The organism is Roseateles chitinivorans (assembly GCF_050632235.1).
GTDB lineage: Bacteria > Pseudomonadota > Gammaproteobacteria > Burkholderiales > Burkholderiaceae_C > Roseateles > Roseateles chitinivorans_A.
In genome coordinates, this window is record NZ_CP192584.1 from 3,790,660 (window position 1) to 3,815,743 (window position 25,084).

The following is a 25,084-nucleotide window of genomic DNA, read 5'->3' on the forward strand; positions in this document are numbered from 1 at the left end:
CCAAGCCATGAGTACCAACGTCTTTGCCAACGGCAACGAAATCTGCTCCAAGACGGCCGACGGCACGTCCAAGTGCGCGTTCCCCGATCCCTGCTGGAGTCCGCCGCCACCTGGGGCCGGCCCCGTGCTGCTGCCGTATCCCAACACGGTGATCGCGAGTCAGCTCCAGGACGGCAGTGCGACTGTGTTCATCTGCGGCAAACCGCTGGCGTTGAAGAATGTCAGCCATCTGGCCAACAGCATCGGCAACGAGCCGGCCACGCCTGCCTTCCAGAAGGGACAGAAGACGACGGTAATCAAGGGCAAGGCCTTCTTCACCGACTGGTCGGGCAACGTCAAGGTCGAAGGGCTCAATGTCTGCCGGCATGACGATCCCATGACCCACAACCACCGCTGAGCGCGCGACATGGGAGGAACAGCACGCAGGCCGGGCGGAAGCTCATCGGTGGGCAACACGCCCAACTTCCCCTATCTCGACTCGAAGTCGAAGAAGAAGTGCGAGGGCACCAAGGGGAACAAGGGGGAGCGGGAGCACATCGAGGACAAGTGCAAGCCGGAGTCGGAGGAGGAGAAGACCAAGCGGCACACCAAGCGCAAGGGGCTGCTCGGCAAACTCCAGCGCAGGCCCAATGCCGGCAGCGGCAAGCCGAATGCAGGTTGGATCGGCAGTCATTGCGACTTCCTGATGGCCAAGCCCGGCAGCGCGGACGAGTTGGTCAAGGACCTAGAGAATCTGCCCAAGCAGATGGCGGAGAGCCTCGGCATGAAAGCCCTGGAAGCTGTCGAGCAGAAGGTGGTGCAAGCGCTGGAAGACGCGGTCAAGAAGAAGCTCGCCAAGTTGGCGCTTAAACAGGGTTTCATCCGCGTGTTCTCGTTCCTTGGCGGGCCCGTGGTCGGCGTCGCCGTCAACGTGGCCATGACGGCCGACGCGATCAACGACGTGAGGCGGGCCGTCGAGGAGTTCCCGCAGATGAAGAAGGAGGTCGAGAACGCGCAGCGCGCGCTGGAATCGGCCAAGAAGCAAGTCGGAGACGTGAACAAGGCGCTTGATCACTATCGTGATCCGAAGACCGGCCTGCTCAAGAAGGATGCGATCGCTTCTGACATGATGGAAGCCGTCGCCCGGACCAACGACTGCATCACCGCACGGCGCTGTCAGCTCGTCCCCTACAACCAGACCGGTAGCGGGCCCGCGATGGCGGGCAAGGGGTGCTGTCCGGGGCAGACCGGCCATCACCTGTTGCCGGAGGCGATGTTCGACCATTGCTCCAACTACGGCCCAAAGGAGCACGCCAGGGCACCGACGATGTGTGTCGAGGGCGCCACCAACTCCTTGGGATCGCATGGGAAGGCCCATCGCTCGCTGCTCAACGTTCTGAATGAAAAATACGATTCAGTCCCGTTTGGGGGAACGATGTCGAAAAGTGATGCCATCAGCGCAGGGGTCGAGTCGGTGCGCAAGACCTTCCCTGAAGCAAGATGTAGTGAAGAATGCCTCAGGGCGCAGCTTGAAAACTATTACAAGAAAATAAACTGCAAGCCCAAGAAGGAATCTGGTATTGCGAAGAATCCGACCAATGACAGCACTGGAGATAAATTTTGATTAATCACTACGAGATTCCTGAATCCTATCTACAGAGGATATTCAAGAACCGATGGTTCTATGACTGCGCCGTGGTTGATCGGGATACTGTCAGTTTTGTCCTGTTTGATAATGGTGCGGAAGACAATGGCAATCGCGCGTTTGGAACCATCACTTTTGGCGCCAATGCCAATCTCGACGGCAGGAAGTACACGGGCTTCGTGTTCCCGATGCTCGGCGTGGCGCCGAATCTGGGAAAGACTTCGGTGATGCTTGGTCGAATCAGCGGGGTTGCGGTCAACGGTGATGCCGGCGATGAAAAGTGGCCGAACATTCCGAAGTCTCCAGTAGGTCCCGTTAGAACGAGCCCCAGTAACGTTGCGACCATTGATGGGAAACTTTACGTTTGTGCAGGTTGGCGTCACGTCTGCTATTTGAACGATGCCAAGGAATGGGTGTCGATTCGCCATAACCTGACGGACCCTCCCGCCAAGAAGGTGACCGACTACGGTTTTGCGGCGATCGCCGGCTTCAATGCCAACGACATCTATGCGGCCGGCGGCGAGGGCGATCTCTGGCGCTTTGACGGCAAGACTTGGCGCCAATGTCAGGTGCCCACCAACATGGCGATGGAAAGCCTGTGTTGTGCGGGCGACGGCCATGTCTACGTGGGCCTGCAGTCCGGCGGCCTCCTGCGCGGCCGCGAGGACGAATGGGAAGTCATCCATGAGGACAACATGACCGTGCCCTTCAAGGACATCGTCTGGTACCAGGACCAGCTGTGGTGCACGTCGGAGTACGGACTGTGGACCGTGGGCAAGGACGGCAAACTGGTCGATGCCGACGTGCCGGCATTGGCCTCTGCTTGCTCCGGCAACCTGTCCACCGCCGATGGCATCCTGATGGTGGCCGGCCTAAACGGGGCAGCCATTCACGACGGTAGCGAATGGCATCGCGTGCTGTGATCGCCGTCGCCGTCCGGAGCCGTTGAATGTCGGTCCAAGCGCCCCCGGGAGTTCATGTCCAGTTGGCCCGAGCGCGGCCCGTCGTGCTGCCGCTGGTGCGCCGCCATGCGGAAGACGCCGCGTTCTACTGGCAACTGCTCTCCAGCAGTGCCGGCGCCACCGAGGTGCCCGCACGGCGCGCCCGGCATTTCGCCGAGACGCTGGCCTTGCATTTGGAAGGGCTGGGGCTCGCTGACGCCGATGGTCGGGACGTCGCTCTGCAATCCCTGCAACGGTGGCGAAAGCCCGGCGAGGTCTTCGCCGCGTTGCATGCCGCGCTGACCCTGCCGCCAGGTCCTGAACAAACGCAGGCCGTGCAGGCGGTCTTTGCTGTCGTCACGCCGTCGCCGGACTCGCTGCTTCGAGGCGCGATCTCCGCGCTGGCCTGGGCTGAGCCGGCACACGCAGCACCCTGGCTGGCCCAGGCGTTGCAGGCCGAAGCCGTCAGCCGGGTGGCCGCTTTGCGCACTTATGCGTTGCGTGGGCTGCCGGTTCCTGACTGGTCCCAGCAGGTCCGGCATGAGAGCGCCTTCGTACGCGCGGCGGCCTGCCGCGCCGCACCTGCCGAAGCGTCGAGCGTCCTGCTCACGCTGCGAGCGGACGCCGACCTTGCCGTGCGCGCCGAGAGCGTGCTCGCCTGGGCGCGCCTGGTGCCTTCGAACGAGCGCAGCTCCGAGGACTCCGCCCAGGCAGCCAGCCTGCTCTGGCGCAGCGTCGCCGAACAGCTGCAGTTGCTGGGTGCGGCCACGGGCTGGAATCGCATGCACGCGCAGCGACGCCTTGCTCGCTGGTTGCGACATCTGGCCTGGCTCGCACCGCTGGGGCATCCGGGCGTGCAGCAACTGTTGACGCAGCTGCCGCCGCGGCTGGCCCTGAGCTTCATCCTGCATCATGGAGATCCTCGGCATCTGGGCTTCGTGCTCCGGGCCTTGCATCAGCCCGATTCCGCCCGATGGGCCCTCTGGGTCTGGCGCTGCCTTTCCGGCGTGGAGCCGGAGGCGGCCGGCCTCACGTTGCCCGATGCGCCGCTCGACCTGGATGCACCGCTCAGCGCCGCCCAACAGGACGCGGATCATGGCTTGCCGCTGCCCGACGCCGCTGCCGTGGCGGCGCACCCGGCCAGTCGCATCGCGTTCTCTGCTGATCAGCGCTTGTTGATGGGCCAGCCCGTGCTGCCCCAGACGCTGCGCGCACTGCTGGATCCCGCATCCAACCAACCTCAGGCACTTCGCTTCGTGGCCGCGCACGCACTGGAACAGCTACTCCCGGCCTATGCGCTGAATCTGCGCGCCAGTCCCGCCGTGCAAGCGGCGCAGTTGACCCGCATGGGGATCTCGCAGTGAGCGCGAACCAAGGATTGGATCCGTGGCTCGATGCCGAGCAACTGGCCCATCGCCTCCGTGAGTCAGGCTCGGAGTTGCTTGTGGTCCTCGGCGCGGAGTCGTGGTGCGGCAAGTGCCAACGCTTGCGACCCGCGTTCGATGAGTTGGCTGTAGGCATGCCCCGTCACGTGCTACCCATGTGGCTGGATCTGGAAGATCACGCCGAGTTCCTGAATGGCTTCGTACCGCCGGACCTGCCGCTGCTTCTACGGTGGCGCCAAGGCGTCTGCGTACAGGCTGCGGTGGTAATCGACATTACGCCCGATGCGCCGCCGGCTGAACGTGTCCAACTACAACCTGTCGCGATCGAGGGGACACAGATTCGGGATCCGCATGAAGACGAATTGCTCGATCTTCCTTCGTTGTGGACGGAGTTCTCCTCCACTTCCTGGGCGACCGGTTCTTGACTCTTGCTGTTGAAGAGGGCGCTCCTGCCCTTCGTCAGCGCATCAAGGCCCTTGTGATCGAGATGGTGGATCAATGACATGGATCACAGGCGACGAATACAGCGGGAGTTTCGACGGCTTTTGCATCGTGGACTGCGCCGTGCGAGACAGGAACATCTTCGCATTCGCGCTCGATGCGATCTTCACGGACGAGGAGGTCGATGAAGAGCAGCGAAATGGCTGGGACCGATCGCTCAGACCCAAACGACTCATCACGTTCTTTCGCGACAAGCCCGAGGGCGCGCGCTATGGAGCGAGAGAATTCGAGGAGTGGGGGCCGTTGAGACTCGGTGCCATGTCGGCGCCCAAGAGTCAGCTGCTGCTCTTCGAGCAGCATGGGCAGCAGGTCTACGTCGTCGGATCCGGCGAGGCAGGCTTTGAAGTGCCGCTGAATCGTGACAACCCGAACCTCCCGCCATTCGGTCTGGTCGACAGGATCAAGACCTTCGAGGGGCACGCGTACCTCTGCGGGGCTTACCGGAGCTTCGGGAAGCGTCTGGGCGTCGACAGGTATGAGAGCTACACCGATGCCATCCCCGAGGTTCCGGAGGACGACCCGCTGTACCTGCGCGACGGCTTCGCCGACTTCGACATGTTTGCCGAGGATGACGTCTACGCCGCCGGGGGCAAGGGCGACGTCTGGCACTTCAACGGCAAGACCTGGCGCCAGATTCACTTGTCCACGAACGCCTGGTTGAACACCGTGTGCTGCGGCGGTGATGGCATGGTCTACATCTCCGGCTATGAAGGCCGCACTTTCATGGGGCGAGACGACACGTGGACCCAGATTCAGGAGGGGGGCATCTACCTCGGATGGCGGGACATGGTGTGGTTCGAAGATCGGGCCTGGGCCGTCAGCGAGAACGGGCTCTGGGCGATCAAGGATGGGAAGGTGGAGTTTCAGAATCACCTGCTTGAACCCGAGATCGCGGTTTGCAGCGGCAATCTCTACGTGAACGACGGCGTGATGCTGATGGCCGGTCTAGGCGGCGCCTGCTTCCGCGAGAACGGTGAGTGGCACAGCATCTTCACCAAAGGGTGCATGGACAAGATGCTGCTTGCCGAGGCGAAATGAAAAAGTTCCTGACCGGGAATCCGGGAGTCACGCCGACGTGCCTCCGCGTTCCGCCGCTTGTCAGTGCGAAATCATGAAGGGTGGTGAATGACGCACGTCTCGCAGGAAATCTGGCTCGATCGAATACAAGGCTGGAATATCACAGACTGTGCCGTGCGCAGTCGGGATGTGATCAGTTTGTGTCTGCGCCGCAAGGTCGACCCGGAGGACGTGAGCTGGACTGCCGACAGTGACATTCCGTCCAGGTTGATGAACCTGTTCATCAATCGAGATGAGAACGTTTTTGGGGACCGGACCTACGCTGGCCTCAAGTTGCCAAAGCTCGGCGTCTGCTCGGTCCCAGTCGCGCAGGCAATGATGGTCGCGAGAAACGCCGATGGTCAGGTGGTCCTGCTTGGCGGAGGACGCGACTTCTCCGACGAATTCATTGCTCCCGGAAAGTACCCGATGACCCACCGGATCAAGACCTTGTTCGGGTGCGCGTATTCGGTGGGGCAGGGGCGTTCCATCTACAAGCGAGCTTCTATCGGAAGCTGGTTGCCGTTCAATGAAGGTTTTCCGGCAATTGAAGCTGTGACCAGTCACGGCTTTGAGGATATGGATGCCTTCAGTGAAGGTGATATGTATGCCGTGGGCGGCCATGGCGACGTCTGGCATTTCGACGGTGAGCGCTGGAGCCACATGCAATTCCCCAGCAGTGTGCAACTGGGTACGGTGACCTGCGCGGGAGATGGGCAGGTCTACATCAGTGGCGAAGGTGGCAGCTTGTGGGTGGGGCAGAAGTCCAGCTGGAAGCGCATCTACGAGGGAAACTCAAGCGTTTTGTGGAACGACGCGCTGTGGTTCGAGGGAAAGCTTTGGCTGTCGTCGGACTTCCAGTTCCGGCACTGGGATGGAAGGAGCTTGGCGCCGGTCACGCATGAGGGTAGGCAGCTTTGGCTCAACGGCCATATGGATGCCCGCGACGGTCTGCTTGCCGTTGCTGGCGTCGAACGGCTCAATGTCTTTGACGGTGAGAACTGGCGAACCATCGTGGAGCCCTACTCGGGGATGTGTGGAAAGGGCAGGGGGTGAGCGGTGAGTGATTTTTATGAAATTCCTGATTCATATCGTCAGCGAATTTTCAAAAATCGATGGTTTTACGATTGTGCAGTCGTCGATAGAAACCGCGTTAGTTTTGTCTTGTTTGATGATGGTCCGCACGACAATGGCAATCGTGCGTTTGGAACCATCACTTTTGGCGCCAATGCCAATCTCGACGGCAGGAAGTACACAGGCTTCGTGTTCCCGATGCTCGGCGTGGCGCCGAATCTCGGAAAGACCTCGGTCATGCTTGGCAGCATCGATGGTGTGGCCGTTCATGGCGAGGGCGGGGGCGAGATGTGGCCCGATATTCCTAAATCTCCGCAAGGTCCCATCAGTACCGGGCCGACGAATGTCGCGACCATTGGCGGGAAGCTCTATGTCTGCGCGGGTTGGCGACATGTTTGCTACCTGAGCGACGCTCGGGAGTGGGTGTCGATCCGTCATAACCTGCCGGATCCCCCAAACCCCAAGAAGGCCAGCCGATTCGGCTTTGAGGCGATCGCCGGATTTGGCGCTGACGATATCTATGCTGCAGGCGGTGAAGGTGATCTCTGGCATTTTGACGGCAAGGCCTGGCGCCAGTGCCAGGTGCCGGCCAACATGACCATGGAGAGCCTCTGCTGCGCGGGCGATGGCAATGTGTACGTCGGACTGCAGTCCGGCGGCCTGATGCGCGGGCGTGGGGACGAATGGCAGGTCATTCATGAAGATCGCATGACCGTGCCTTTCAAGGACATCGTCTGGTACCAGGATCAGCTGTGGTGCACTTCGGAGTACGGTCTGTGGACCGTGGGCAAGGACGGCAAGCTGGTCGACGCGGACGCGCCGGCGCTTGCCACGGCATGTTCCGGCAACCTGTCGACCGCCGACGGCATCTTGATGGTGGCGGGTCTCAACGGCGCAGCGATTCACGATGGAAGCAGGTGGCACCGTTTGCTGTGATCGCCGCTCCCGTTTGGAGCCGCCAGTGACGGTCCGGAAAGCGCTTGTTGGCCGAACCATCAGGCGCTTGCTTCTAGAACGGCGAGCAGTGGACGCGGTTGTTCAGCGCGTTTGACTTCCGCTGAGACCGACGCATCGAATTTCGAACCGATGATCAATAAAGACGTCTGGAAGAAGTACTTCGACGGTTTCACCGTCCACGACTGCGCGATCTTCCGGCGCGAGGGCTATTGCTTTCTCCTCGTGGAGGAGAAAGACGATCGAGCTACGCTTCCGAAAACGCGCTTCGTAACGATCGTCACTGATCGGCCCATGACAACGGAAAGTGTGCCGTTCGCTCAGACGGAGCGATTCGACTTCTCAACGATTACTTGCGGCACAACTCCGGCGGAGTACGTGGCTGTCGACACTTCAAGCAATGTGTACAGCGCGAGCGGAAAGTCAAAGCAGTTCGAGTCTCCGATCGAGAACGTCCTCGATCTGAACACCCCAGTCGCAACCACGGTCACGATTCGGCGAGTGGTGCGGATGGCGGGCCAAGTCTATGCAGTCGGGAGCAACCGCCGCCTGTACCGTCGCCAGGGAATCGATGGATGGGTGGATCTCCACGCCGAGGGCTCGGGCGCGCCGATGCCGGAGGACTATCTGGACCCCAAACTAAGCGGGTCCTGGAGCCGGATGCTTGGCTTCAAGGATCTGAGCGCCTTCAGCGGCACAGACTTCTACGCTGCTGGCGGTGAAGGCGACCTGTGGCGTTTCGACGGCAAGACCTGGCATCAGTGCCCGATACCCACCAAAGCGCAGCTGGAGACCGTGTGCTGCGCTGGCGACGGCAAGGTGTATGTGACCGACCTGCACGGCAATGTGTGGGCGGGGCGCGAAGAGAGGTGGACGCAGGTCGCGAGCAGCGAACTCGGTTGGGGATCGCAGCCCGTCGACGCCTTCTGGTTCAAGGGCCGCATGCTTTTCGGCGCTCAGGAAGGTCTGTACGTCATCGACGGCGACAAGGAACTCGTGCCGCTGAGTGAGATCGAAGACGGCGTTCCCGGCTCGATGGTGACGGGGCGCATCGATATCAGTCCCGATGGCAACCATCTTTTGACTGCGGGTCCTTACGGCGCCTGCCTCTACGACGGCGAGCGGTGGACGCGGCTGTTCAGTGCATTCGATTTCCGCTGAGTTGCCACTTCGATTGAGTGGAGACGTGATGATTGACAGGGATGTTTGGGATAGGTATTTCAAGGGCTACGCGATCCACGACTGCGCCATTTATAGAGAGAAGGGTTATTGCTTCCTTCTCGTCGAGGAAAAGGGGGTCGAGATCCTCTGCCGGCTACTCGGATTGTGACCATCATCGCGGACCGGTCGATCTCCGCATCAGGCGGCGTGCCGTTCGCGCAAACCGAGCGATTCAAGTTCGCCACGATCGCCTGCGGTGTGGGTCCTGCCGAGTACGTCGTTGTCGATACCGCGAGCAATGTATTCAGTACCAGTGGCAGGTCCAGGCAATTCGAAACTCCAATTGAAGACCTCATCAGTCTCAAGACTGACGTAGGCGACAGTGTCGTGATCAACCGCGTTGCACGAGTGGCCGAAAAGGTCTACTCGATCGGCAGCGATCGGCGCTTGTATCGCCGCGAGGGCATCGACAACTGGGTAGATCTGCATACCGAGGGGCGCGGTGCCCCGACGCCTGCGGACTACACGACCTCTCCTACGGACTGGGGTAGGGTGCTCGGGTTCAAGGACCTGAGTGCCTTCAGCGACACCGACTTCTACGCTGCCGGCGGTGAAGGCGACCTGTGGCGCTTCGACGGCAAGACCTGGTACCAATGTCCGCTGTCCACCAAAGCACAGCTGGAGACCGTGTGCTGCGCCGGTGACGGCAAGGTGTATGTGACCGACCTGCACGGCAACGTGTGGGCGGGGCGCGAAGAGACGTGGACGCAGATCGCGACGAGCGAACTCAGCTGGGGCTCTCAGCCCGTCGACGCCTTCTGGTTCAAGGGTCGCATGCTCTTCGGCGCTCAGGAGGGGCTGTACGTCATCAACGGCGACAAGGAGCTGGTGCCACTGGGTGAGGTCGAAGACGGCGTCCCCAACTCGATGGTCACAGGGCGCATCGACATCAGCCCCGATGGCAACCATCTTTTGACCGCTGGCCCGTACGGTGCCTGCCTCTACGACGGCGAGCACTGGACTCGGCTGTTCAGCGCGTTCGATTTCCGTTGAGACCGGCTCGGAGTGCCGCTCATATGCAGATCTTCTCCAAATCAACGTACAAGGCCAACGTCGAGGGCTACACGATCCACGACTGTGCCTTCAATACGATCGACAGATTCTGCTTTGTCCTGGTCGAGGAGAAGGATTCGAGAGACGTCTATCCAAGAACGCGATTTCTTGTGCTCGGTCTGGATGGCCCCAAGGCGCCCCGGATCGGCTACTACGACACGGGAGAGCTCACCTTCGCGACCATCGCGCGGGGATTTGACCCGGAGGAGTATGTTGCTGTCGACTCCGTGAGCAAGGTCTACTCATCCGACTCCAAGCGACGTGGCGAAGAAACGCCCATCGAGGACCTCATCAGTCTCAAGACGGATGTCGGCGACAGCGTAGTGATCAAGCGCGTCGTTCGAGCCGCGGGCAAGGTCTATGCAGTCGGCAGCGACCGACGCCTCTACCGTCGGGAAGGCATTGACCGATGGGTAGATCTGAACACCGAAGGTCGCGGCGTACCGATGCCTGCGGACTATTTGGAGCCAAAGTTGAGTGGATCGTGGAGTCGGATGCTCGGCTTCAGGGACCTGAGCGCTTTCAGCGACACTGACTTCTACGCTGCCGGTGGCGAAGGCGATCTGTGGCGCTTTGATGGCAAGACCTGGCATCAGTGTCCGCTACCCACCAAAGCGCAGCTGGAGACCGTGTGCTGCGCTGGCGATGGCAAGGTGTACGTCACAGATTTGCACGGCAACGTGTGGGCAGGTCGCGAAGGGACGTGGACGCAGATCGCGACGAGCGAACTCAGCTGGGGCTCTCAGCCCGTCGACGCCTTCTGGTTCAAGGGCCGCATGCTCTTTGGTGCTCAGGAAGGTCTGTACGTCATCGGCGGCGACAAGGAACTCGTGCCGTTGGGGGCGATCGAAGAGGGCGTGCCCAGCTCGATGGTGACGGGGCGTATCGACATCAGTCCCGACGGCAACCATCTGCTGACCGCCGGCCCCTATGGAGCCTGTCTCTACGATGGCGAGAAGTGGACGCGACTGTTCAGTGCATTCGATTTCCGCTGAGTCGACGCATTCATTGAGCATGATGAACATGAATCAACTTGCGTTTCTCCGGGGGCACCTGTGGATGTGACTTGCCTGGACCTCCTGTCCGTCGAGGACTACTCGAAGCGCTTCCGAGGCTTCGGTATCCGGGACTGCGCGGTCATCGACCGCGAGTTGTTCTATTTCGTCAGCGTCCAGGACTGGGACGACGATCGACCGCGGCCGTTCCACGACGAGTTGGAAACCCGGCTCACGAAGCTGCAACTGAACGCGGAGAAGCGGTGGCTGTCGACCACCATGACCGGCTACTCCCGCTTGAAATGCTCGGGCCCCAGGGAAGGCGATGTTGTCTGCTTCGCCGTTGATGGCATGGGGCAGGTCTTGGCGAAAAAGCTCGAGGGGTCCAGGGACGAGTCGAACGTGCCTGGAGGCGGCGGTGTCGGACCTTGTCGTGGGAGCGTCAACAGGCTCAAACCGTTGTTTGGCCGGCTCTACGGTGGTGGCGATGGACGAAGTCTCTTTCACCGCGTGGGCCCGGAGCAATGGCGTGAGGTCGGCCCGCTGCCACCCGAAGGACGCGGTGAAACGGGCTTCCAGGACTTCGACGGCTTCTCCGAAACCGACCTCTACGCCGCTGGTGGGCAGGGCGATGTCTGGCGCTACGACGGCAGTGCGTGGCTCCGGGTGAGGTTCCCATCGAAGATGTGGCTGGAGTCGGTGTGCTGTGGCGGCGACGGCCTCGTCTACATCGGTGCCCAGTCCGGCACGGTCTATCGGGGCCGTGGCGATGACTGGACGATGATCCATCGAGGCGACCTGAGCCTGCCTTTCCGCGACATGGTCTGGTTCCAGGACCGCGTGTATGCCACCAGCGATTACGGCCTCTGGGAGATCCAGGATGGCGTCGTGCGCCGCAGCGAAGCGCCGATCGAGATCACGAACTGCGCGGGCAACCTTTCCGTCGCCGATGGCGTCATGCTGATGGCTGGCCATTCAGGCGCGGCGCTGCATGACGGCCAATCCTGGACCCGCCTCTTCAGCATTGCGGAGCTGGCTCGCAACGCCAGGAAGTGATGAGCGATCAGCCACATATTGTGAGCGTGGATCGCAATGTTCACATTTCCGCCCATCGGCGCCGATTTTCCGCGAGCAGTGAGGAACATCGTCAACTGCGGGGAGAGACAGTTGCTTCGAGTTGAAGACTACAAGGCCTACTTCGAAGGATTCGGTATTCGCGATGCTGTTCTGCGCGACCGCAACATCCTTGTGTTCATCGTTCTCCAAGATTGGGACGACGCCAAGCCACGCCCATTCGAGGAAGCGCTCAAGACACGCTACATCTGCTACTTCCGCGACGAGGATCGCTGGGGCGCTGACCATCTGGAAGGATTTGCCGGGCTGATGGCAGGCGCCACCCTCAATCCGATCTTTCAGAACGTTTGTGTAGATCGGGCCGGTCAGGTCTATGTAAAGGGCAGCGGCTTTTCCGGGACGGAAGAAAAGATTCCCGGAGGTATGGGTCAGGGGCCTAAGCGAGGCGCAGTCCGAAACCTCAAACAACTGGATGGCTGGCTTTATGGCTGCGGTGGTGCACGGAGCCTGTTCCGACGGCTGGGGCGGGGTCAATGGGAAGAGATCGGTCCCCTACCTCCAGAAGGGGACGGCGAAACCGGCTTCCAGGACTTCGACGGCTTCTCCGAGGCCGACATCTATGCAGCAGGCGGGCAGGGCGATGTCTGGCGTTACGACGGCAAGGCCTGGCACCAGGTGGCGTTCCCGTCAACGATGTGGATCGAATCGGTGTGCTGCGGCGGCGACGGCCTCGTCTACATCGGCGCCCAGTCCGGCACGGTCTATCGGGGCCGTGGCGATGACTGGACGATGATCCATCGAGGCGACCTGAGCCTGCCTTTCCGCGACATGGTCTGGTTCCAGGATCGGGTGTATGCCACCAGCGATTACGGCCTCTGGGAGATCCAGGATGGCGTCGTGCGTCGCAGCGAAGCGCCGATAGAGATCACGAATTGCGCGGGCAACCTTTCCGTCGCCGATGGCGTCATGCTGATGGCCGGCCATGCAGGCGCGGCGCTGCATGACGGCCAATCCTGGACCCGCCTTTTCAGCATTGCGGAGCTGGCTCGCAATGCCAGGAAATGATGAGCGACGTTCCCGACGACACCCCGCTGACCGACGACGACTGGGCCGAATTCGTCATCGCCCTGCGCCAGTCCCAGGGCCCTGGCCCGTACCCGCCGGCCACGCGCGAGGAACTCGATCAGGCCAAGGCCGATCTCCAAGCCACCCTGGAACGCCGCCGGGCCGAGGCGCCCGCGCGCGAGCTCGCCTGGAACGCCAAGGCGCTCGCCCGCCAGATGGCCGACGAACTCGCCGAGCGGGCGAGGGCGGAGGCCCACGCCGCCCGCTGGGCCTCCTTCCAATGGCGGATAGAGTTCCCCTGGAAGGACCAGTATCCCGAGATCACCCTCGAGGACATCCGCGCCTTCGAAGCGCGCAATCAGCTCGAGCTCCCGCCCGACTACGCCGCCTTCCTGCTCGACCACCGCGGCTCGCCGCCGATGATGCGGAACCAGTTCGGCGGCTGGGCCGCCATCGCCATGCCGGTCGACTGGGGCGGCCGGCCCGCGAGTTCCTACGGCGACGAGGCCGAACTCAACAGCACCTACAGCCTTTTCGAAGAGAAGGGGACCGACTCGCCCTACCGAAGCGGCTGCAACCTCGACGACAACCTGCTCTGGAACGAGCACCTCCATCCGCCCGGGCTGCTGCCGATCGGCGGTGATCCGGGCAACTCGCAGTTCATGCTCGGCCTGGAAGGCGAGCGACGCGGCAAGGTCTACTTCCTGTCGACCTTCCACATCCCGCATCCGATGTCCCACGACCACCTCGGTTTCGTCGCCGATTCATTCACCGACTTCCTCGCCGCCGCCCGGCCGATCGACCGTGACTGACCTTCCCCTGGACCTCTGGGCCTTGCTCCCGCTGCTGGTCGCCCAGGCGCCGATCGATGCGCCCAGGCTGGCCACTGTGTTGCAGTCCCCGATGGCACAGCGCGACATCGCCAACGAGTGGACGGACGCCTTCTTCGGCGGCCCGGTGCGGCTCGCCGACGGCGTGATTGTCCAGGAGGCCTTCTTGCGCCTGCGCAAACGGGACCCCGAGGCGCATTGGGGACTGGTGTTGCGGATCGCCGGACCCTGCGTGCAGCGGACCGACGTGCTCCGCCGTCATGAAGGCATGGAGATCACCGGGCATCCGCGGGGCGGTTCGCTCGACGAGGAGACCTCGTGGTCCCGTCGGGAGCCGTGGGGCAAGCTGGCCTTCGGCTTCGCCGAGCGGGACTGGAACTGCCTGAGTTCCATCCTCATCGCCGGTCCAGCCTGGTGAACCGGCCCGATGCCCCGATTACGGGTTATCGTTCAGCCTCATGACCACCACCTCCATCCCGACGCTCCCCGAGCTCCCGAGCCTCCTCGGCCTGACCGAAGTCGACGCTCCGCTCATCGCCGCCGTGCTCGCGCACACCACGCCCGCCGGCACGCCCGTGCCGACCGAGCTCTCCCAGAAGCGCAAGAAGGAGATCCGCGCCGGTTTCGTGCACCTGAAGGAGGCCGGCGTCGTGCTGTCCTTCTCCCCGCGCGAGACCCATGCGGTCGACTACGGTGAGCCGCTGGGCCCCGGCACCCACGTGCTGAGCTCGATCTTCTACTACCCCGAAGGCAGCGAGGAAGTCGATCCCTACAAGGGGAACGGCCCGCTCGCCACCACGCCGGTCGCCACCCGCGAGGCCGCCACCGCCGCCTACGGCGAAGCGGTCGACGGCGAGGAGGACGAGGGCGTCTTCGAATGGGAGCAGTGGGAGGTCGAAGGCCGCGAGGTCACCGCCGACTACGCCGACGATGGCGCCGTGCTGACGATCACCGTCTCGCTGCCCTTGCCGATGTGACGGTCGCGGGCATGCGCCCGCGTGCCCGCGTCACCCACTCGGGTGACACGCCGAGTCCGGCCAACACGCCCCTTCCGGGTCTCGTCCCACGTGCGACGGCCGTGGCGGAGAGGCGGGAGGGGCCGCCAGGCGCAAACCGGAGCCATCGCAGCGCCATGGTGAGGATTTGCAACAACGCGGACCACCCGCCTCTCCGCCACGGCGGGTGACTTTGGTCGCTTCCGGCGCTTAGCGCACAGGCCTACCGTGACGGACCGATTGCTCAGGTCCGCCTTCACGGTCCGCCCATGGCAGCTCCATTCCGTCTCAAGACCGCCCTCGACGACGATGTCCTCCGCGTCCACGCCTGCGCGTCGCGCGAGGCGTTGAGCGACCTCGGCGAGACCACGCTGACCCTGCTCAGCGAGCGCAAGGACATCCGCGCCTCGGAGCTGCTCGGCAAGTCCGCGACGCTGACGATGGCGCTGCGCGACGACGCCCCGCGCCACCTCGCCGGCTACGTCACGCGCTTCGCGCAGACCGGCTTCGAGGGCAAGCACACCGTCTACCAGATGACGATGCGCCCCTGGCTGTGGCTGCTCACGCGCACCGCGGACTGCCGCATCTTCCAGGAGATGACCGTCCCCGACATCGTCAAGGCGGTCTTCGACGACCATCCGGTCGCCCGGCACGAGTTCAAGCTGATGCGCGCCTACCGGCCCTGGACCTACTGCGTCCAGTACCGCGAGACCGACTTCAACTTCGTCGCCCGGCTGCTCGAGAACGAGGGCATCTACTGGTACTTCACCCATGACGAGTCCGGCCACACGCTGGTGCTGACCGACGCCGCCTCGGCCCACGACTGCGCGCCGGACTGCGAGACCCTGCCGTTCTACGGCGGCACGAACAACGCGCCCCCCGAGCTCGAGTACGTCGACAACTGGGTCACGCAGGAGAGCCTCAAGCCCGGCAAGGTCGTCATCACCGACTACGACTTCGAGCGGCCCTCGACCTCGCTGGAAACGACCCTGGACCGCACCCGCGACTACGACCTGTCCGACGGCGAGGTCTTCGACTACCCCGGCGGCTACGTGCAGGGCAGCGACGGCGCGCAGTACGTCGAGGACCGCCTCGACGAGATCCAGACCGCCTTCGCCCGCTTCGACGGCGACACCAACGCCCAGGGCGTGCGCACCGGCCACCTGCTGTCGCTGAGCCGCCACCCGCGCGACGACCAGAACGCCAAGTACCTCGTCACCGGCACGGTCACGCAGATGCGCCAGGCGTCGACGGAGTCGGCTTCCGGCGAGTCCGAGCTGCGCTGCCGCTTCAACGCCATCCCCGCCGACCAGCAGTTCCGGCCCGAGCGCCGCACGCCCAAGCCGATGGCGCCGGGGCCGCAGACCGCGATCGTGACGGGGCCGTCGGGCGAGGAGATCTTCACCGACAAGTACGGCCGCATCAAGGTGCAGTTCCACTGGGACCGCCGCGGCCAGCGCAACGAGACCAGCTCCTGCTGGATCCGCGTCTCGCAACCCTGGGCCGGCAAGGGCTGGGGCGGCGTGTCCATCCCGCGCATCGGGCAGGAGGTCGTGGTCGACTTCGTCGAGGGCGACCCCGACCAGCCGCTCATCACCGGCCGCGTCTACAACGCCGAGCAGATGCCGCCCTACGGCCTGCCGGCCGCCGCCGTCATCAGCGGCATGAAGTCCAAGACCCACAAGGGCGCCGGCTACAACGAGATGTCCATGGACGACACGGCCGGCAAGGAGATGATCACCATCCACGGCCAGTTCGACATGGCCACGACGATCGAGCACGACCAGACCTCCACCATCCACAACAACCGCACCGACACGGTGGACGTGGACGACTCGGAGACGGTCGGCAACAACCAGACGCAGACCGTCGGCGTGAACCAGACGATCAGCGTCGGCGCCGACCGCAGCAAGTCCATCGGCGCGAACGAGACGGTCACCGTCGGCGCCAACCGCACCGAATCGGTGGGCTCGAACGAGACCATCACCATCGGCGCCCATCGGACCGAGACCGTGGGCGCCGGCGAGACGGTGACGATCAACGCCGGCCAGACGGTCACCGTCAACGGCACGCGCGCCCACACCGTCAACGGCATGCAGACGACGACGATCTCGATCGCCGAGGCCCACACCGTCGGCGCGGGCCGCGCGCACACCGTGGGCGCGGCGGAGGCGATCACCGTCGGCGGCGCTCAGGTGGTGTCCATCGGGGGCTTGCAGAGCGTCAACGTCGGCGCGCTGCAGTCGATCGGCGTGGGGGGACCGCACAAGCTGTCCGCCGCGACCATCGGGCAGACCGCCAAGAGCACCTACAAGACCAAGGCCGGCGCCAGCGCCACGATCGAGGCGCCGACGATCACGCTCAAGGCCGGCGGCAGCAAGATCGTGATGGACTCGAGCGGGATCACGATCTCCGCCGCCAAGATCACGGTCAAGGCCAGCGGCACGGTCGGCATCAAGGGCAGCGGCGGCGTGACCGTCAAGGGTGCCAAGATCGGAGAGAACTGAGATGGCCGAGCAAGCAGACAACGCGGGCCCGCTGGGCGCCGCCCCTTCTCCCAACCGCCGCCGCGGCGATCCGACCCGCGCGGCCGTCGCCGCCGCCGAGCACCTGATGGACCGCGTGCGGCTCGTCGACGCCGGCGTGCTGGTCGGCATGTTCTGCGGCTTCGACGCGCAGGGCCGCTTCCTGGTCCGCATGGCCAAGGGGCTGCCGCCCGTGGTCGCGATGTCCGTCGTCGGCCTCAAGGTCGAGGACGAGGGCGACGAGGTCATCGTCTCGCTCGAGCGGGGCGATCCGTCGCGGCCGGTCATCCTGGGCCGCGCGATGCGGCACGTGGAACCCGAGGCGCCACGTCATGCCGTCCGCCCGGATATGGCCGCGCACGAGCCGATCGACGGACGTGCGTACGCGCCCGCGGATGAGCCGCACGACCCGTCCGACGTCGCCGAACCCGCGCCGGCGGTCGAGGCCGCGCCCGGACCGGCACTGACGCGACGCGGGCAGAGCGTGACGGTGGACGGCGAGCGTGTCGTGCTCAACGGCGCGAAGCAGGTCGAGCTGCGCTGCGGCGAGGCCAGCATCGTGCTGACGGCCGCCGGCAAGATCCTGATCAAGGGCACCTATGTGCTGAGCCGCTCCAGCGGCGCGAACCGCATCAAGGGTGCGTTCGTCGACATCAACTGACGGTCCCGGACACCGCCAGGCTTCCCCATGTGGCAACTGCAGAACCGCACGCCGTTCGCCGCCGAGCGCGGCTGGGTGCGCGACCGCGACGGCACGGAGATCTGGCTGGTGGCGGTGAAGGCGAGCTTCACGCTGCAGCCGGATGGCACGCCGCGCGTGGCCGACGAGCAGCCCGAGGTGCTGCGCGGCCCGGCGCATCGCGGTGACGCGGCGTCGACCAGCCTGGTGGCCGATGCGGACCTGGTCCGCACCAAGGTCGCGACCGACGTGATCGTGGACGGCCAGGCGCATGCGCCCGGCGGCACGCCGGTCACGGAGCTCGACGTCGGCGTGGCCGTGGGCGGGCGGGCGAAGGTGCTCAAGGTCTTCGGCGATCGCGTCTGGCAGGGCCGGAGCATCGGCCGGCCGACGCCGTTCACCGCGATGCCCGTCGTGTGGGAGCGCGCCTTCGGCGGCGTCGATCCCAAGGTCGATCCCGCCGTCTGGGACGAGCGCAATCCGCTGGGGCAGGGCTATGCGATCGACGGCGACCACGTCGACGGCCGGCCGCTGCCCAACATCGAGGATCCCGACCACTTGATCCACGGCTGGAAGGACCGGCCCGTGCCGGCCGGCTTCGGCGCGCTGTGCAGCCACTGGACCGAGCGCCGCCGCTTCGCCGGCACCTATGACGAGCGCTGGCAGCGCGAGCGCCTGCCGCTGCTGCCCGACGATTTCGACGACCGCCACTACCAGTGCGCACCGCCGGATCAGCAGCATGCGGGCTTCCTGCGCGGCGGGGAGCCGGTCGCGCTGCTCAACCTCACGCCCGGCGGCGGCCAATCGCGTTTCGCGCTGCCGCGCGTGTTCCTCGGCCTGAAGACCTTCTTCAACGATGGTCACCGCGAGGTCCACCCGCCGCCGAAGTTGCACACCGTGATCCTGGCGCCCGACGACCGTCGGGTCTCGCTGGTCTTCCACAGTGCGTTGCCCTGCCACCCGCGCGTGCTCAAGCTGCAGCACACGCGCATCTGGCTCAAGCAGGACCTGCGCGACGGCGTGCTCGGCGCGCCGGTGCCCGACGGCGTCGAGGCCGACGGCCCCCGGGCGGAGGCGGCCTGACATGCGACAGGAATCGATGGCCCCGGCATCACCGGCTCCTCCGGCACTGCGCGTGCTGGCGATCGGCGCGTTCACGCCGGTGGGCGGCGACGCGCGATCGACTGCCGCCGCGGTGCGCGCCGGGTTGTGCGGCTTCCGGGAGCACGCCTACATGATCGACACCGCCGGCGAGCCGATGCGCGTGGCGCAGGTCGCGGGCATCGATGCGAGCCTGCGCGGCGCGGAGCGCCTGGTGGCGCTGCTCGCGCCGGCGCTGACGGAGGCGCTGGCGGATGTGCTCGCGCCCGCGCGCTCTGTCGGCAGCGTCCAGGACGGACGCATCGGCGTCGCCGTCGCGGGGCCGCCGGCCCGTCCGGGCGGTCCCGGCGCCATCAACGGGGCCAGCGGCGTCAACGGCATTTCCGGCGCAGGAGCTGCCGGCCAAATGCAAATGGCCGATGCGACCGACGCGGTGCGCGCGCTGTGCCGCGACCGTCTCGGCGCCAGGCTCGGCCCGTTCCAGTTTTTTGCCAGCGGCCACGCGGGCGGCTTTGAGGCGCTCGACCAGGCGCGCGCCTGGCTGCGCGCCGGTCTGGTCGATGCGGTCGTCGTCGCGGGCGTGGACTCCTACCTCGCGCCGGAGACGCTCGAGTGGCTCGAGTCCGAAGAGCAATTGCACGGCGCAGGCCCGATGAACAACGCCTGGGGCTTCATCCCCGGCGAGGCGGCCGGCGCGCTGCTGCTGGCGAACGCCGGCGCGTCGGCATCGACGGCGGCGTCGGGCGGCTGGGCGGAGGTGCTCGCGGTCGGCCTCGGCCGCGAATCGAAGTTGAACAAGAGCGGCGAGGTCTGCATCGGCGAAGGGCTGACGCAGGCCTTGCGCCGTGCGCTGGATGAAGTGCCCGCAGGAGGGGTGATCGACAACGTGGTCTGCGACATGAATGGCGAGGCGTACCGCGCCGACGAATACGGCTTCAGCGGGTTGCGCGTGCGCGACCGGCTGCGCGATCCGACCGATTTCCTCGCGCCGGCGGACTGCTGGGGCGACGTGGGCGCGGCGGGACTGCCGCTGCATCTGCTGCTGGCGGCCTCGGCCTGCCGCAAGGGCCATGCGAAGGGGCCGCTGACGCTGCTGTGGGGCAGCTCCGACGGCGGCGGGCGCGGCGCGGCGGTGATCCGCGCCGACGTGGCGGTGCGGGCATGACGATGGACAACGCCCGATTCGAGGCCGGCTCCGCCTTACCAGTGACCGCCGACCAGATCGAGACTTACCGCGACGAGGCCGCGTTCCTGTGGACGCAGCGGCGTGACGCGCTGGACGCGCCGCACTACTCGCCGCAGCAGTTCGCCGATCTGGACGAGCAGTTGGCCGCACAGATCGATGGGTTGGTCGAGGCCGGCGACGAGGCCTGGCCGCCATGCCAGGCCGCGCTGGTCAATGACTGCGCGGAGGACTTCTTCGTCGCCGGGGTGCTGGCGCTCAACGGTCGGCCGCATGACTGGCTGCCGCTGGTGCGGCGCGCCAGGGAGGCGCCGGAGACGGCGCCCGGCCTGGCGGCGGCGCTGGGCTGGGTCGGCGCCAACGAGGCGCTGAAGGCCGAGGCGCTGATGCAGGCCGACGATTCGCTGAGCCGGCGGCTGACGCTGGAGGCCTACGGCGCGCACCGGCTCGACGCGGGGGAGCGCTGGTCGGTGTCGATGCGCTCCACCAATGCGGGCGAGCGAGCGCGGGCGCTGCGACTGGCGGGCGAGCTGGGGCGCGTCGACGGTCTCGAACCGGTGCTCGGCCTGATCGCCGACGAGAAGAGCGAACCGCGCTACTGGGCGCTGTGGTCCGGCGTGTTGCTGGGCGATCGCGGCAAGGCGCTGGCCGCGCTGACCGGCGCCGCGTTGCGGCCGGGCACGCGGCAGATGGATGCGTTCCGGCTGGCCGTGCTGGCGTTGCCGGTGCAGGAAGGTCATCGCCTGCTGGTCGAGGCAGAGACGATGGCCGGCGCGGCGCGCCTGCGCATCATCGGCGCGGGGCTCTCCGGCCAGCTGCGCTACGTGCCATGGCTGATCGACCAGATGGTCCGACCCGACGTCGCGCGGATCGCGCTGGAGGCCTTCTGCCTGATCACCGGCTCGGATGTCAACACCGACGGGCTGGAGGCGCCGCCGCCGGACGATGTCGAGGAAGGCCCCAACGACGATCCCGAGGACGACGATGTCGCGGTGCCGGTGGACGTGGCGCTGCCGTGGCCCGACATCGAACAGGTGCGGGCCTGGTGGCTGGCGCATCAGTCGCGCCTGCCGGCGCTGGCGCCGGACGGACGGCTCTTCCTCGGCCAGCCGCTGAGCGAGGTGCACTGCCTGCGCGTGCTGCACGGCGGACGGCAGCGGGCGAGGGCGCTCGCGGCGCTGCACCTGTGCCTGCTGCGTCCGGGCACGCCGCTGTTCCCGGTGGACGCGCCGACGTGGCGCCAGCGGCGGCTGCTGCAGCGCCTGGGCGGGGGGACTGAGGCATGCCGGTCAGCATCAAGGTCAACGGGACCGCCAACTCGCTGGTGCACAAGTTCAGCAACGGCATCAGCATGGCGACCATCCCCGACGTCTGCAAGACGCCGAGTCCCGGCGGCCCCGTGCCCATCCCGTATCCCAACATCGCGCAATCGGTGACGCTGTCCGACGGCACGACGACGGTCAAGGGCGACCGGGCCATGGCCGCCATCAAGGGCTCGAAGTTCGCGATGTCCAACGGCGACAACCCGGGCACGCTCGGCGGGGTGAAGTCCAGCACCTTCATGAAGGAGGCGACCTGGATCCTGTACTCGTTCGACGTGAAGATGAACGGGAAGGGCTGCGCGCGGCTGTCGGACAAGATGTTCCACAACCACGAGAACGCGGCGAACCTGGGCGGCGAGTTCCAGATCCCCAAGCATCTCGAGGGCCGGATCGACCAGGACATGTTCAACCTGCTGTGCGACTCGGTGAAGGCCACCCGCAAGAAGGCGGACGAGGGGAAGATCCCGAGCGACAAGTACCCGACGCTGCAGTCCTACATGGCCAAGCGGCACAGCTCCGGCTTTCCCCTGTTCGAACCCAAGCGCGCCGACCTGCTGGTGGAAGCCACCTGGAAAATTCCCAAACAGATCGGCGGTGCGTTCAAATGCATCCTCTCGAAGGAACGGTTCATGGGCCTGGCGGCCGACGGCGTCACCAAGCTCATGTCCCCCGCCAATTTCTGGCGCGGGTTGTCGGCCGGGCGCGGAGCGCCCGGCACCACCTTCCGTCCTGACTTCACGGTCCTAAGCAAGGCCAACGGCGGCGCGAAGTTCGGCAACGTGAAGTCCTTCGTCGAGATCAAGTTCAAGGGCGACACGCTGACCAAGAACCAGCTGACGGCCAAACGCCGGGCTGGGAAGCAGAAGTTTGTCGAGATCAAGGAAGAAGACTGCAAGGAGGCTTGATGCTGTCGAGCAAGGAACAGGACACGTTGGTGATCGCCCATCCGGGCAAGGGAGCGGCGCCCGCGCGCGCCTGCTTCGAGATCGTGCTCTTCTATGACGCGCCGCGCGCGGAACTCAAGGCCGGGCTGGAGCAGGTCGTTGCGCTGTGCCTGGACTTCCTCGCCCGTCGGCATGCGGACGCGCCGCTGGGCTGGTATCGCACCAACACGATGTCCAAGTCGGCGGCGTTGAAGTCCGATCCGCGGACGACGTTCGACGGCGTCCTCGGGGGCAAGGCCTTCGTCAAGCCCGGCATCGTCGGGTTGCACCTGCATGCCGGTCCGAAGGCGACGGCGATGGAAGCCCCTTCGCTGGAACTGCTGTCGCTGGAGTTCGACGAGGACGAGGACGAGGACGAGGACGAGGACGACGAAGCGGAGGAAGGGCCTGTCCGCCAGACCTTCGTCCGCCTGTGCCTGCCGCCGTCGACGCAGCCGGAAGGTCGCGAGCTGTTCGAGCTGGCGGCGGCATGCGCGGCGGCGCAATCCGTCTATTGCGGACATGCCGGTTACTCCTGGATCTGGGACTCGGGCGACACCACCCTGGGCGAGGCCATGGGGCGGCACAAGGCGCTGCTGATCAAGCGTCCGGCCATGGGCTACCACGACCCGCTGACCCTGCACGCGGCGGTCGGGCACGGCCTGATCCAGGTCGGCTGGTTGACGCTGCTCGGGCCGGCGATGGCGGGCCAGGCGCAGGAAGCCGGTCCGCTGCAGTTCGGCGCGGACTCGCGGGTGGGTCAGTCGACCCTGCCCGACGGCGGCGTGATGCTCGTCGCCGGGCCCGAACCGATCGTGGGATCCCGCGATCCGGCGGACGACGGGGCGATGGCGCCCTATCGGGCGATCGGGCAGCGCTTGGCCGGATTGCGGATGCCTGACGACATCGTCGAGATGCTGGACATGGAGGGCTTCGACGATGACGAGGTCAAGCTCGAGTGGTACCTGAGGTTCTTCGGGCATCGATGATGACCGCGTCGAGCGACGTCCTCGCGATCGAAGTCGGCCTCGGGGCGGGCGGCGTCGCGCGGACGCAGGCCTTTCTGGAATCGCTGCGGCGCCTGGTCGCCGCCGGGACCTTCGATCCGCGGCGCGATGGCGGCCCGGTGCTGGCGGGCGCCCCGACCTTGTCCGCGACCGCACGGGGCCTGCGGCTTGAACTGCCGGTCGCGCATGCCGCGGCGGTCTCCCAGGAGTCGTTGCGACAGCTGTTCCAGCTGATCGAGCCGGACGAGCCCGTGCCGCTCGCGCTCCTGGCCCTGGAGGGGCCGCCGGACAGTCCGGGTGCCGAGACGCTGGCGGCCCGAAGCGAGGCGTGGCGCCAGCTCGGCCGGGTCGAGGCGCTGCCGTTCTGGCCCGAGACCGGCTGGACGCTCGAAGTCGAGTTCCCTGCGGAACTGTCACCCGAGGCCCGCCGGCACTGGGAGCAGTTGCTCGAGGACTTCGAGCGCGTCGTGGCTGAGGCGCCGTTCATCGCTGGCGACCCCGACGCCCTCTCGGCGATGGGGGAGTGCCAGATCCTCTGGATCGGCCCGTCGCGCCTGCAGTTCTGGACATCGGGCGTCGCGAGTGCGGCGCCGTGGTCCGCGATGCTGCTCCAGCTGCTGTTTTCCGGGGCTCTGATCGCGCCGGCGGCGCATGCGCGCCTGCTCGCCTGATACGTTCCGATACGTCCTGATGGCGCAGTCCTGGCGGCGCGATGCGCCTCGACGCCTGGCCGTACCCGCGCGCCCGACGCCGGCGTGGTGACTTTCGTTCATTGCCCCCGATCCCCGTGACAGGGACGATGCGCATTGGGCGGCGATCCTCGCCGCGGCGAGGCGTTCGATGTCACGAAAAGAGAACAACCCCGCTCGGCCAAGCCGGGCAAGGCGCCGGCGGCGGCCGACGATTCCACGTTCGATCCGGACGCGACACGCATCGTGCCGGCCGGCGCCCCGCTGGACCGCATGCCGCCCAACACCGCCGCCAACCGCGCCGTGCCCGCGTCCGACCCGGATGCCGGTCAGGAGAACGAGCCGCCCCACGACGACGGCCCCGAGACCGTCCAGCATGAACGCGAGATCAGCTTCATCGATCCCACGTTCCCCGACACCTTCTCGATGCGCGCCGGCCGCAAGCCGGCCGACATCCCCGTCGACACCGACCACACCATCATCGCCCCCGCCGCGATGCTGAAGCCCCAGGCGGCGAGCGAGCCGCCGGCCGCGAGCGCGCCCGTTCCCGCCCCCATTCCCGCCGAGCCCGCGCCCGCGCCGGTCGCCGCCATGCCGGATGCGCCCGCCGCTGTCGCGGACGCCACCGCCGTGCCGGAGGCGACTCCCGACGCCCCGGTTCCCCCTGCCGCCCCCGTCGTCCCGGTCGTCCCGGTCGTCCCGGTCGTCCCGGTCGCCGCTTCGCCTGCGCCCGCCACCGCTTCGCCCCTGGACACGTTCTCTCCCACCGGGAATGAGACCGTCATCGCCCCTGCTGCCCTGAATCCCGTGACCAAGACTTCGCCGCCAGCGGCACCGAGCGCCACCCGCCACGCCGATCCCCGAATCCGCCGCGACCGGCAATGAAA

General features: G+C 65.8%; 25 protein-coding genes. All 25 read left to right on the forward strand.

Annotated features, from left to right (window positions below; all coding sequences use genetic code 11):
- Positions 1 to 7: 7 nt before the first annotated feature.
- The 25 genes from ACQ859_RS17400 to ACQ859_RS17520 all read left to right on the forward strand — a co-directional run bounded on the left by ACQ859_RS17400 (position 8) and on the right by ACQ859_RS17520 (position 25,082).
- Positions 8 to 397, forward strand: a complete 390-nt coding sequence (locus ACQ859_RS17400; RefSeq protein ID WP_431261966.1) for a PAAR-like domain-containing protein — start codon at positions 8 to 10, stop codon at positions 395 to 397.
- A gap of 48 nt (positions 398 to 445) precedes the next feature.
- Positions 446 to 1,603 (forward strand): HNH/endonuclease VII fold toxin-2 domain-containing protein, encoded by a 1,158-nt coding sequence (locus ACQ859_RS17405; protein ID WP_431261967.1) that lies wholly within the window; start codon positions 446 to 448, stop codon positions 1,601 to 1,603.
- Complete coding sequence (locus ACQ859_RS17410; protein WP_431261968.1) at positions 1,600 to 2,547, forward strand: hypothetical protein; 948 nt, start codon at positions 1,600 to 1,602, stop codon at positions 2,545 to 2,547. The genes ACQ859_RS17405 and ACQ859_RS17410 overlap by 4 nt, the downstream gene beginning before the upstream one ends.
- 83 nt (positions 2,548 to 2,630) lie before the next feature.
- The gene (locus tag ACQ859_RS17415) at positions 2,631 to 3,929 is read left to right on the forward strand and encodes a HEAT repeat domain-containing protein (RefSeq protein ID WP_431261969.1); all 1,299 of its coding nucleotides are present in this window, start codon (positions 2,631 to 2,633) and stop codon (positions 3,927 to 3,929) included.
- Positions 3,926 to 4,375 carry a thioredoxin gene (locus tag ACQ859_RS17420; protein WP_431261970.1) on the forward strand — a complete coding sequence of 150 codons (450 nt, stop codon included), beginning with the start codon at positions 3,926 to 3,928 and terminating at the stop codon, positions 4,373 to 4,375. The genes ACQ859_RS17415 and ACQ859_RS17420 overlap by 4 nt, the downstream gene beginning before the upstream one ends.
- A 73-nt stretch (positions 4,376 to 4,448) precedes the next feature.
- Positions 4,449 to 5,489, forward strand: a complete 1,041-nt coding sequence (locus tag ACQ859_RS17425; protein ID WP_431261971.1) for a WD40/YVTN/BNR-like repeat-containing protein — start codon at positions 4,449 to 4,451, stop codon at positions 5,487 to 5,489.
- Positions 5,490 to 5,576: 87 nt separating this feature from the next.
- Positions 5,577 to 6,563: a hypothetical protein gene (locus tag ACQ859_RS17430; protein WP_431261972.1), complete on the forward strand. Its 987-nt coding sequence runs from the start codon at positions 5,577 to 5,579 to the stop codon at positions 6,561 to 6,563.
- A gap of 3 nt (positions 6,564 to 6,566) precedes the next feature.
- Positions 6,567 to 7,517 carry a hypothetical protein gene (locus ACQ859_RS17435; protein ID WP_431261973.1) on the forward strand — a complete coding sequence of 317 codons (951 nt, stop codon included), beginning with the start codon at positions 6,567 to 6,569 and terminating at the stop codon, positions 7,515 to 7,517.
- Between the two features lie 150 nt (positions 7,518 to 7,667).
- Entirely contained in the window at positions 7,668 to 8,696 is a 1,029-nt protein-coding gene (locus ACQ859_RS17440) for a hypothetical protein (protein WP_431261974.1), read from the forward strand.
- Positions 8,697 to 8,861: 165 nt separating this feature from the next.
- Complete coding sequence (locus tag ACQ859_RS17445) at positions 8,862 to 9,749, forward strand: hypothetical protein (RefSeq protein ID WP_431261975.1); 888 nt, start codon at positions 8,862 to 8,864, stop codon at positions 9,747 to 9,749.
- A gap of 23 nt (positions 9,750 to 9,772) precedes the next feature.
- Positions 9,773 to 10,804 (forward strand): hypothetical protein, encoded by a 1,032-nt coding sequence (locus tag ACQ859_RS17450; protein ID WP_431261976.1) that lies wholly within the window; start codon positions 9,773 to 9,775, stop codon positions 10,802 to 10,804.
- A gap of 60 nt (positions 10,805 to 10,864) precedes the next feature.
- A complete protein-coding gene (locus tag ACQ859_RS17455; protein WP_431261977.1) occupies positions 10,865 to 11,860 on the forward strand; it encodes a WD40/YVTN/BNR-like repeat-containing protein in 996 nt (331 codons plus the stop codon).
- 36 nt (positions 11,861 to 11,896) lie between these two features.
- Positions 11,897 to 12,943, forward strand: a complete 1,047-nt coding sequence (locus ACQ859_RS17460; protein WP_431261978.1) for a WD40/YVTN/BNR-like repeat-containing protein — start codon at positions 11,897 to 11,899, stop codon at positions 12,941 to 12,943.
- Entirely contained in the window at positions 12,943 to 13,755 is an 813-nt protein-coding gene (locus ACQ859_RS17465; RefSeq protein ID WP_431261979.1) for an SMI1/KNR4 family protein, read from the forward strand. Before ACQ859_RS17460 ends, ACQ859_RS17465 begins: the two co-directional genes overlap by 1 nt.
- Before the next feature lie 22 nt (positions 13,756 to 13,777).
- Complete coding sequence (locus tag ACQ859_RS17470) at positions 13,778 to 14,191, forward strand: hypothetical protein (protein WP_431261980.1); 414 nt, start codon at positions 13,778 to 13,780, stop codon at positions 14,189 to 14,191.
- A gap of 40 nt (positions 14,192 to 14,231) precedes the next feature.
- Positions 14,232 to 14,750, forward strand: coding sequence for a hypothetical protein (locus ACQ859_RS17475; protein WP_431261981.1), 519 nt, complete (start codon positions 14,232 to 14,234; stop codon positions 14,748 to 14,750).
- Positions 14,751 to 15,037: 287 nt separating this feature from the next.
- Positions 15,038 to 17,275 carry a type VI secretion system Vgr family protein gene (locus tag ACQ859_RS17480; RefSeq protein WP_431261982.1) on the forward strand — a complete coding sequence of 746 codons (2,238 nt, stop codon included), beginning with the start codon at positions 15,038 to 15,040 and terminating at the stop codon, positions 17,273 to 17,275.
- Position 17,276: 1 nt separating this feature from the next.
- Positions 17,277 to 17,954 (forward strand): DUF6484 domain-containing protein, encoded by a 678-nt coding sequence (locus tag ACQ859_RS17485; RefSeq protein WP_431261983.1) that lies wholly within the window; start codon positions 17,277 to 17,279, stop codon positions 17,952 to 17,954.
- Positions 17,955 to 17,981: 27 nt separating this feature from the next.
- Positions 17,982 to 19,055 carry a DUF2169 family type VI secretion system accessory protein gene (locus tag ACQ859_RS17490; protein WP_431261984.1) on the forward strand — a complete coding sequence of 358 codons (1,074 nt, stop codon included), beginning with the start codon at positions 17,982 to 17,984 and terminating at the stop codon, positions 19,053 to 19,055.
- Position 19,056: 1 nt separating this feature from the next.
- Positions 19,057 to 20,238 carry a beta-ketoacyl synthase N-terminal-like domain-containing protein gene (locus ACQ859_RS17495; RefSeq protein WP_431261985.1) on the forward strand — a complete coding sequence of 394 codons (1,182 nt, stop codon included), beginning with the start codon at positions 19,057 to 19,059 and terminating at the stop codon, positions 20,236 to 20,238.
- A complete protein-coding gene (locus ACQ859_RS17500; protein WP_431261986.1) occupies positions 20,235 to 21,692 on the forward strand; it encodes a TIGR02270 family protein in 1,458 nt (485 codons plus the stop codon). The genes ACQ859_RS17495 and ACQ859_RS17500 overlap by 4 nt, the downstream gene beginning before the upstream one ends.
- Positions 21,608 to 22,483: a DUF4150 domain-containing protein gene (locus ACQ859_RS17505; RefSeq protein WP_431261987.1), complete on the forward strand. Its 876-nt coding sequence runs from the start codon at positions 21,608 to 21,610 to the stop codon at positions 22,481 to 22,483. Before ACQ859_RS17500 ends, ACQ859_RS17505 begins: the two co-directional genes overlap by 85 nt.
- Entirely contained in the window at positions 22,483 to 23,490 is a 1,008-nt protein-coding gene (locus ACQ859_RS17510) for a type VI immunity family protein (RefSeq protein ID WP_431261988.1), read from the forward strand. Before ACQ859_RS17505 ends, ACQ859_RS17510 begins: the two co-directional genes overlap by 1 nt.
- The gene (locus tag ACQ859_RS17515) at positions 23,487 to 24,179 is read left to right on the forward strand and encodes a hypothetical protein (protein WP_431261989.1); all 693 of its coding nucleotides are present in this window, start codon (positions 23,487 to 23,489) and stop codon (positions 24,177 to 24,179) included. Before ACQ859_RS17510 ends, ACQ859_RS17515 begins: the two co-directional genes overlap by 4 nt.
- 135 nt (positions 24,180 to 24,314) lie before the next feature.
- Complete coding sequence (locus tag ACQ859_RS17520) at positions 24,315 to 25,082, forward strand: hypothetical protein (RefSeq protein ID WP_431261990.1); 768 nt, start codon at positions 24,315 to 24,317, stop codon at positions 25,080 to 25,082.
- Positions 25,083 to 25,084: the final 2 nt, after the last annotated feature.

Excerpts from the sequence above, each read along its gene's own strand:
- ACQ859_RS17400 (WP_431261966.1), top strand. The coding sequence starts at position 8 with ATGAGTACCAACGTCTTTGCCAACGGCAACGAAATCTGCTCCAAGACG.
- ACQ859_RS17440 (WP_431261974.1), top strand. The coding sequence starts at position 7,668 with ATGATCAATAAAGACGTCTGGAAGAAGTACTTCGACGGTTTCACCGTC.
- ACQ859_RS17465 (WP_431261979.1), top strand. The coding sequence starts at position 12,943 with ATGAGCGACGTTCCCGACGACACCCCGCTGACCGACGACGACTGGGCC.
- ACQ859_RS17485 (WP_431261983.1), top strand. The coding sequence starts at position 17,277 with ATGGCCGAGCAAGCAGACAACGCGGGCCCGCTGGGCGCCGCCCCTTCT.
- ACQ859_RS17430 (WP_431261972.1), top strand. The coding sequence starts at position 5,577 with ATGACGCACGTCTCGCAGGAAATCTGGCTCGATCGAATACAAGGCTGG.
- ACQ859_RS17480 (WP_431261982.1), top strand. The coding sequence starts at position 15,038 with ATGGCAGCTCCATTCCGTCTCAAGACCGCCCTCGACGACGATGTCCTC.
- ACQ859_RS17460 (WP_431261978.1), top strand. The coding sequence starts at position 11,897 with ATGTTCACATTTCCGCCCATCGGCGCCGATTTTCCGCGAGCAGTGAGG.
- ACQ859_RS17495 (WP_431261985.1), top strand. The coding sequence starts at position 19,057 with ATGCGACAGGAATCGATGGCCCCGGCATCACCGGCTCCTCCGGCACTG.
- ACQ859_RS17475 (WP_431261981.1), top strand. The coding sequence starts at position 14,232 with ATGACCACCACCTCCATCCCGACGCTCCCCGAGCTCCCGAGCCTCCTC.
- ACQ859_RS17425 (WP_431261971.1), top strand. The coding sequence starts at position 4,449 with ATGACATGGATCACAGGCGACGAATACAGCGGGAGTTTCGACGGCTTT.
- ACQ859_RS17500 (WP_431261986.1), top strand. The coding sequence starts at position 20,235 with ATGACGATGGACAACGCCCGATTCGAGGCCGGCTCCGCCTTACCAGTG.
- ACQ859_RS17450 (WP_431261976.1), top strand. The coding sequence starts at position 9,773 with ATGCAGATCTTCTCCAAATCAACGTACAAGGCCAACGTCGAGGGCTAC.
- ACQ859_RS17510 (WP_431261988.1), top strand. The coding sequence starts at position 22,483 with ATGCTGTCGAGCAAGGAACAGGACACGTTGGTGATCGCCCATCCGGGC.
- ACQ859_RS17515 (WP_431261989.1), top strand. The coding sequence starts at position 23,487 with ATGATGACCGCGTCGAGCGACGTCCTCGCGATCGAAGTCGGCCTCGGG.
- ACQ859_RS17505 (WP_431261987.1), top strand. The coding sequence starts at position 21,608 with ATGGCGACCATCCCCGACGTCTGCAAGACGCCGAGTCCCGGCGGCCCC.
- ACQ859_RS17490 (WP_431261984.1), top strand. The coding sequence starts at position 17,982 with ATGTGGCAACTGCAGAACCGCACGCCGTTCGCCGCCGAGCGCGGCTGG.